Below are 6,714 nucleotides of genomic sequence, written 5' to 3' on the forward strand. Positions count from 1 at the left end.
AATAACCCCGTCGCCCATATCTTGCGGATTTCATCCCGCAAGATGATTGGTGTATACAAGCTGACGCAGGAGTCTCAAGGGATCACGGTAACCGCAATCACGCAGAATATCGGATGAGGCTTAATTTTATGGGCAAAATTACCCGTTATCAAAGCGTTCTTTGATAAGCAAAACATTGTGAAACAGACAGGAAGAAACCGAATGAGAAAAAATCTTCCAATAATCGTTACCTCAGTTTGTTCGGGAAACAACAGGATAACGGTTTGGTAACTGAAAGGTCTCAATATCCCATACTGTTTTGCCTATCCCTATCTGTTGCAGAATATAGAAAAACGACTAATTCACAACCGGTTACCATGTTTCTACCAATATTCCTCTTACGTCTGCTTATGCTTGTATTTACCACACGGCTCGTCATACTTTTGCGACCCTTTGTCTTACTAAAGGTGTACCAATGGAATCTGTATCAAAGATGCTTGGACACACCAATATTAAGACTACTCAAATTTATGGTCGTATCACAAACAAGAAGATTGAGAAGGATATGATGGAACTTGCGGATAAGATTGGCGACTTTTCATTGAACAATGTACCACCTTTAGAGGCTGCAACAAGATGAATACGAATGTAGAGATTGATGTAATTCAAAGTAAAATCTTTGATGTGAGAGGACAGAGGGTAATGCTTGATTATCACCTAGCAGAGCTTTACGAAGTACAAACCAAGGTGTTAAAGCAAGCGGTTAAACGAAATATTGAGAGATTTCCAGAGGACTTTATGTTTGTACTCTCAGAATATGAGTTTTCTCAACTGGTCACAAATTGTGACCGGTTCCCAGAAGCTCTAAAACACAGCTCTGTTTTGCCGATGGTTTTCACGGAGCATGGCGTAGCAATGCTATCATCTGTATTGCGTAGTCAAAGAGCGATTGATATGAATATAGCCATCATTAGAGCATTTGTGGCATTGAGACAAATGGCGATAGGTTATGAAGAACTAAAACGAAGAATTGATGAGCTGGAGCTATCCACAAACTCTCACTTTAGCGAGCTTTACAAGGTGCTGACTCAGCTCTTTGAACAGAAGTCTAAGCCTCGTAAGGCAATAGGATATGTAACAACAGATAATGATGAATGAATTATGAGACAGAAGAGACAACTATCGTATTTCCTTTTGAAGCTGGAGGAGTATTTGAGCAACTATCACCCTTACAAGTTGCAGGACAAAGCTTTTACCAATGCTCGAGCTGATGAGGCTCTGACGGTCTATCTTGAGGCTGTTGAGCAAGGGTATGACCACCTGCAAGCTGAAGAGCTGGCTTCCGAAACCCTTTACAGAGAATTGCACTTCTCAGCTTACGATACTATTCGTATGGTGTTAGAGAAAGAATTTGAGACTGAACTCCCCGAACCATTACCAGAAAAGCTGACACCCATCCTACTCGGTAGCCAGGCAATAAGGGAGGTGTTACAGAAGTATGACCTCAATGACGAGTTTGACGGAACTCCAGAGTATGAATTGCTCTACACCGAACTAACTGGTACCATCGCTTTACTGATTGAGAAGAATAAGCTCCCAACAGTAGAAATGTAGCGTGCGATACATCATTAACCTGTGGAGCTTCTATTAGTTTCAAAAGCTAAGATGTTCAAGCCGCGTCACACGCCAATGAACCAGCTCTTGTCTTTGTGACACCTCTTTATCTTGTCCGCTCTTGAAACCCAAATAGAAGCTCCAGTTATGAATAAGAACATTATTAATAGAGACCCGCACGAGCCAGCTTTCCTTCCTTTTGAGAAGGCAACTCCCCAAGCTCCAGTAGAGCCAGAATTGACCAAGTCACAGTTCATCCGTTGTCGACTTCGACAGCTCTTTTACGTTGCTCTCATTGCCGGCATCCTCTATGGTGGCTACCGACTCCTTGTCAAGATACTTACGCCCGAAGTTCTGACCATCATCGGTATCATCGTAAGCTTCCTTATCCTCCGCTGGGTAGTCCGCATCGTCCTCCGCATAGCTTTCACCATCCTCAGCTTCATCTTTTGGTTCATCATTATTTGTGCCCTCCTCTTTGTTGTCCTTTAAAATAATGAAGATATCACCTTGAAATAATCAGTATCTTAGCGATGTGTAGAACCTGCCAAGCCTCTCACTGACGCTCAAATTGGCAGGTCGTTTTGTATGTACTTGAGCAAAGACTAGCACAGCCCAAAGTACATATGTCCTAGCAACCTTCAAGAAGCTCACGACCAAGCCGTCAAGGCAGTAGAGCGACAAAGAGAGCAGGAACAGCAGAAGAAAAGACGACTCAAAGCAGTAGAAGCCGAAGCACTCTTTAGAGAGCAAAAGAGCCAATTCTTTGGCATCGCTTTCACAGACGGTACCATTCAAGTACGAGTGTTAGAAAGTGTACAAGAATACGTAGAGGAAGGTACTTCCATGCACCACTGTCTCTTTCTTTGCTAGCGAATACCACCTCAAGCCCAATTCCCTTATCCTTTCTGCTACTATAAATGGCAAACGAATAGAAACCATTGAACTCGATCTTGAGACTCTTAAAGTCATTCAAAGCCGTGGCATCTGTAACTCCACTACCGAGTACCACGACCAAATCCTACAACTTGTCCAGCAAAATAGCCACCTCATCGTACAGCGACTAAAAGTTGGTTGCTCACTCTCAGCAAATGTCGATTGAGGCAAACTTCCCAATCTCTCTTTGGAGGTTAATAAGGCTATAAAAATCCATATAGTATCATTGCTGTCCGATAAAGCTTTTTAGTTAGAAATTAAAGTAAAGGGCTTTATTGGACATGAATGTTATTATTTATATTCTCCAAGAGTCTTTTTTCAAATCGCTCTAAATCAATACCTCCTTTTATATAATTCATTGGTATTCGTGTCCTAAAGTCACCATCTAAACAGAACTCATTTTCTTGATGGGCACTATCATAAATCTCTACTAAGTGTTCTACATGATCACCTATGTCAGTGTTGAATTTCATATATTCAGCCACACTTTCAATGTTTTCAATTTTAAGTCTGTCTTCTCCTTTGTATTTAGTCATATCTATTGAACATAAGGCAAAGCAAGCACGCTTTTCGTGAGCTTTTAATGTCTGATTTCTTGAAATCCTTATTGGGGTTTCTTCTTTCCATTTTGATTTAACCTCAATGTAATAAACTGGATTCCCATTGACATAAACTACAAGGTCTTGACCATCTTGTTCGTTTACCACATTTGCTTTTAAGTGTTCCTTTAATCTTTTCTGCAACACATCTTCCAAGTGATTCCCAATTTGCATTTTAAATTGTAGATCGAGTTTCTCTTGCTGTTGAGTCTGCCATGCCTCTTCAGCCAATCTTATCAATTCACAGGGATCTGAATGTCCAGCTATTTCCGCTAACTTTTTTATTACAGTATCAGTCTGACTTAAAATAGTGAAGGATGCTTCTTGGTCTGCCAACTGAGCCAATATCGCCGATTTATTTCTTGATGTTGCTGGATATAGCTTTTCATTGTTTTCCTGCTCAGAATTAAAACTCCTAATGATGTCTATAATATCACTTTTAAAAGGGTTATCTTTCATGTCAATTTCATTTCCAGATTCCCCAAAGAACCGCTTCTCTATCTTAGACGTCAAATCCAAAGCTTCGATAGTATCCAAATCATTGTGAATATTTTCAATTGACGCAATTAACGAATGTGCTAGTTCGTTTCTTATTGGATTTTCTGGCTCAACTATCTTGTCGTATAAATCCTTTACAGACTCTGGTATTTTATCATCCCTTTTAAGATTGCTTATCTTTTTTAGTTGGTAAAGTTGATTTGGAAAAATCTGATATTCCCAAAATATCCTTTTTATTTCCGCATACTTGAAAGCCTCTTTTAAAATAGTGACTAGTTCGGTTAAATGTTCTTCTGTCCATTTACAGTCTTTATTACTAATGTCATTCAAAAACACTCTGAATAAATCGTTTTGTCCTTTTCTGGTATCTAAATTGTTTCCTTCCTCCTTTGAAATATTAGGAAGAATAATCGGTTCTGAAGCTAAATCATAATACTCTTCAATCAGTTTTGTCACTTGCACAGGACCACTTGTTGAATCTTCACGTGGGATAATCCTAGCATACTGAATCAAATATTTTAAGTATCCTTCAGGCAGATCTTTTGAACGTGTATTATCCTTTATATGTTCATCTAATGAAGCATTGATAAACTCCATGTATTTTTTTCTGTCAAAGTCTGAAAACTCCAAACCTTCAAGTAAAAAATCAGGATTAATTTGGCTATTAGTTATTTCTGGATTAATCGCATTTGCTATATCAAAGAGTTCTTCAGGCAATTCAATAGTTTTTTTTAACTCTATTTGCTTCCTAAATTGACCTTTAATATTGGGTAGTAATTTATTATTTGCGAACAATTCTCCCTTCCCTTTACGAATCATTTCATTATACAATAGAATTAAATCTTCCTTCTTGAATGATTCAATTTTTCCCTTCTCCGATAGCCGTTCAGCAATGTCATTAAATTCAATCCATTCTGTGCCTTGGATATCCCAATCATCTACTAGTTTTGTCCAACTTCGTATGAGGTCTAACTTAGGAATCTTTTCATATAACACACTAACAACGTTGTAGATGGCCTCCAGCGTGGGTTCATCTACTTCATGTATTATATTATTTTTAAGAAAAGATACGTCTTGTGTCGATAGTCGACCGGTTGGCGTTTCAACAAGCGGAAGAGTCTTAAAGCTATAAGTCCACTCTTCTTTGATTTTTTTAAAGTATTCGTTTAGCTCTTCATTGTCAGAATTAACTGGAAAATTGACTTGAGAAAGTAGGTGAGGATTTTGGATTTGCGAAAGATTCCGATTAAGAAAAGAGTTAATGGAATCAAATGCCTCTTTCATAAGCTTCTGATTGATTAATTCTTCCGCCTCGTTTTTTCATTTTGTGAATTAAGATGTAAGCCGTCTCTCGGTTCAGTAGGATGAAAGTTTTTTGAATGAATTATATAGTTAATCCCCAAATGCTCTGTACCAATTAATGGGTAAAACAAAAAAAGTCGTGGCAGAGTGTCTTGCAAATTCACTGCTTCTCCAATGCTTCCATCAGCAGGTGAATTACTTTCAATGGGTAAAACAATGGCTAATCTATCAGTTTTAAGGTAGTTAATCCTTCTCTCCTTGTCATTTATCTGTATTACTCTCGTGTAAAAATCTCCGTTGTCTATTTCAGCTTCTTTATTGAGGTAAGTTGTTGTTACACCTTCATTATCTGTAACAGTCACTTTCTTTAACCTGTCATTAAAAACCATCACATAGGGCAAAATCACATTGAGTGACTTGGTTGCATCAAGTGCTCTTGTTTTATTGAGTTCATTGTTAAAGCTGAATTTAAAAACAGTTTTTGGCAACTCGTCAAAAGCCGGTTCCTTCTTCAGTAATTCTTCTACTTGAGCTCTTAGATTTTTTATTTCATCACATAATTTCTCCCAATCTTGCGTGCTACGATCTATTTTTAAGTTGCTGAATTTTATGTGTCCTGAACCTTCTTCAGTTTCATCTTGAATAGCAGCACTTACTTCCACTATGTCACCAAAAGAGTGTGATGTCATAAAGCCTGTTCCGTACTGTCCTATAGGATCACCTTCTTCTCTTTCTTCTTTCTTTTCCGTAAGAGTTTTTGAACTCACTTGTGTAAATAAACAATCTAAAGTGTGCATTGTAAATGGCTCCCCATTATGAGAAAAAACCAATTCTTCTTCTCGTAACTCTATCTCAATTTCACAGGAAGGACTTAAATCCACCGCATTCTGGAATAGTTCCCAAATAGCTCTTTTGGCATGGTTAGGTCCAATTTTCTTTATGCCCTGAATAATCTTATCTGCGTGTTGCTTTAAGTCATTACGTTGAGTTTGTTCTCTATAAATAGCAGCTTTTGATACTTTTGCCTCCATAAAAATAACTTAGTTGATAGTGGTACAGTCTCTGAAACAGAAAGTTAACTTCTAATTAACACAACAAAGATACTGCTTTCCTACATATTACTACGCACATTCTATATTTTTCGAACAGCAACGATAGAATAAAAATCAAGGCGACTGGCTATCACAGTTAGTCGCCTTATTGGTTGACAATTTAAAAATCACCTATTCACTCAAACTATAAAGAAACCGTTTATTTAGTACGCTTATTATTGAAATCAAAGGAGAGCTGCTGGAGCTGACCATGGTTGTCCTCGATGTAGATATCGATAAGTTGACGGTCAGTGGAGCGTGAGGTGTAGTAGAGCCTAAAGGACTTACTCTCCAGCGGATAGCGGTCGTTCGGCTCAAAGACCACTCCGTCAAGTCGCAGTTCGCCCTCACCTTCGGGCTGAAAGTAGCGGATGGTGTAGCGAGTATCCGAAAAGTCACCCTTCGACTTGAGAAGACACCGTATCTCAGCTGTCTCACCTACTGCAATCTCCTTGCGTACTGGCATCGTCTCCACCTCAAAGGGGAAAACCGTTTGTACATCCAAAGTGCGGTCACAACTGCTAAGGCAAAACCCAGCCAGCATGAGCACCCCAGGGCAATCGCATTTGAAATGCTGTATCTACATTCTTTCATAAATGTCATTTAAAGCCTTGAAATTCGATGTAATATCCTTGTTTATATCGCAAATTATTAGTATCTTTATATCTGATAATCAATAGTTTAACTCATATAAC

Annotated in this window: 6 protein-coding genes and 2 pseudogenes; 5 read left to right on the plus strand and 3 right to left on the minus strand. The window is 38.5% G+C overall.

What is annotated here, in order from left to right:
- Positions 1 to 400 precede the first annotated feature (400 nt).
- The 5 genes and pseudogenes from A3GG_RS13220 to A3GG_RS13925 form a co-directional block, all read left to right on the plus strand.
- A pseudogene (locus A3GG_RS13220) lies at positions 401 to 619 on the plus strand (tyrosine-type recombinase/integrase); the annotation flags it as partial.
- A complete protein-coding gene (locus A3GG_RS0110925; protein WP_018359323.1) occupies positions 616 to 1,137 on the plus strand; it encodes an ORF6N domain-containing protein in 522 nt (173 codons plus the stop codon). The pseudogene A3GG_RS13220 and the gene A3GG_RS0110925, both read left to right, overlap by 4 nt.
- Before the next feature lie 3 nt (positions 1,138 to 1,140).
- A complete protein-coding gene (locus A3GG_RS0110930; protein WP_018359324.1) occupies positions 1,141 to 1,593 on the plus strand; it encodes a DUF1896 family protein in 453 nt (150 codons plus the stop codon).
- Between the two features lie 147 nt (positions 1,594 to 1,740).
- The gene (locus A3GG_RS0110935; protein WP_018359325.1) at positions 1,741 to 2,085 is read left to right on the plus strand and encodes a hypothetical protein; all 345 of its coding nucleotides are present in this window, start codon (positions 1,741 to 1,743) and stop codon (positions 2,083 to 2,085) included.
- A gap of 117 nt (positions 2,086 to 2,202) precedes the next feature.
- A pseudogene (locus tag A3GG_RS13925) lies at positions 2,203 to 2,695 on the plus strand (PcfJ domain-containing protein); the annotation flags it as partial.
- Positions 2,696 to 2,801: 106 nt separating this feature from the next.
- Here the strand turns inward: A3GG_RS13925 and A3GG_RS0110945 are convergent.
- The 3 genes from A3GG_RS0110945 to A3GG_RS0110955 all read right to left on the minus strand — a co-directional run bounded on the left by A3GG_RS0110945 (position 2,802) and on the right by A3GG_RS0110955 (position 6,563).
- Positions 2,802 to 4,910 (minus strand): protein NO VEIN domain-containing protein, encoded by a 2,109-nt coding sequence (locus tag A3GG_RS0110945; protein WP_020548001.1) that lies wholly within the window; start codon positions 4,908 to 4,910, stop codon positions 2,802 to 2,804.
- A gap of 14 nt (positions 4,911 to 4,924) precedes the next feature.
- On the minus strand, positions 4,925 to 5,959 hold the full coding sequence (locus A3GG_RS0110950) for a sacsin N-terminal ATP-binding-like domain-containing protein (protein WP_020548002.1): 1,035 nt from the start codon (positions 5,957 to 5,959) through the stop codon (positions 4,925 to 4,927).
- Positions 5,960 to 6,179: 220 nt separating this feature from the next.
- Entirely contained in the window at positions 6,180 to 6,563 is a 384-nt protein-coding gene (locus A3GG_RS0110955; protein WP_018359327.1) for a DUF3872 domain-containing protein, read from the minus strand.
- Between the last annotated feature and the right edge of the window lie 151 nt (positions 6,564 to 6,714).

The organism is Porphyromonas levii DSM 23370, from assembly GCF_000379925.1.
Classification (GTDB): Bacteria; Bacteroidota; Bacteroidia; order Bacteroidales; family Porphyromonadaceae; genus Porphyromonas_A; species Porphyromonas_A levii.

Excerpts from the sequence above, each read along its gene's own strand:
- A3GG_RS0110950 (WP_020548002.1), bottom strand. The coding sequence starts at position 5,959 with ATGGAGGCAAAAGTATCAAAAGCTGCTATTTATAGAGAACAAACTCAA.
- A3GG_RS0110935 (WP_018359325.1), top strand. The coding sequence starts at position 1,741 with ATGAATAAGAACATTATTAATAGAGACCCGCACGAGCCAGCTTTCCTT.
- A3GG_RS0110945 (WP_020548001.1), bottom strand. The coding sequence starts at position 4,910 with ATGAAAGAGGCATTTGATTCCATTAACTCTTTTCTTAATCGGAATCTT.
- A3GG_RS0110955 (WP_018359327.1), bottom strand. The coding sequence starts at position 6,563 with ATGCTGGCTGGGTTTTGCCTTAGCAGTTGTGACCGCACTTTGGATGTA.
- A3GG_RS0110925 (WP_018359323.1), top strand. The coding sequence starts at position 616 with ATGAATACGAATGTAGAGATTGATGTAATTCAAAGTAAAATCTTTGAT.
- A3GG_RS0110930 (WP_018359324.1), top strand. The coding sequence starts at position 1,141 with ATGAGACAGAAGAGACAACTATCGTATTTCCTTTTGAAGCTGGAGGAG.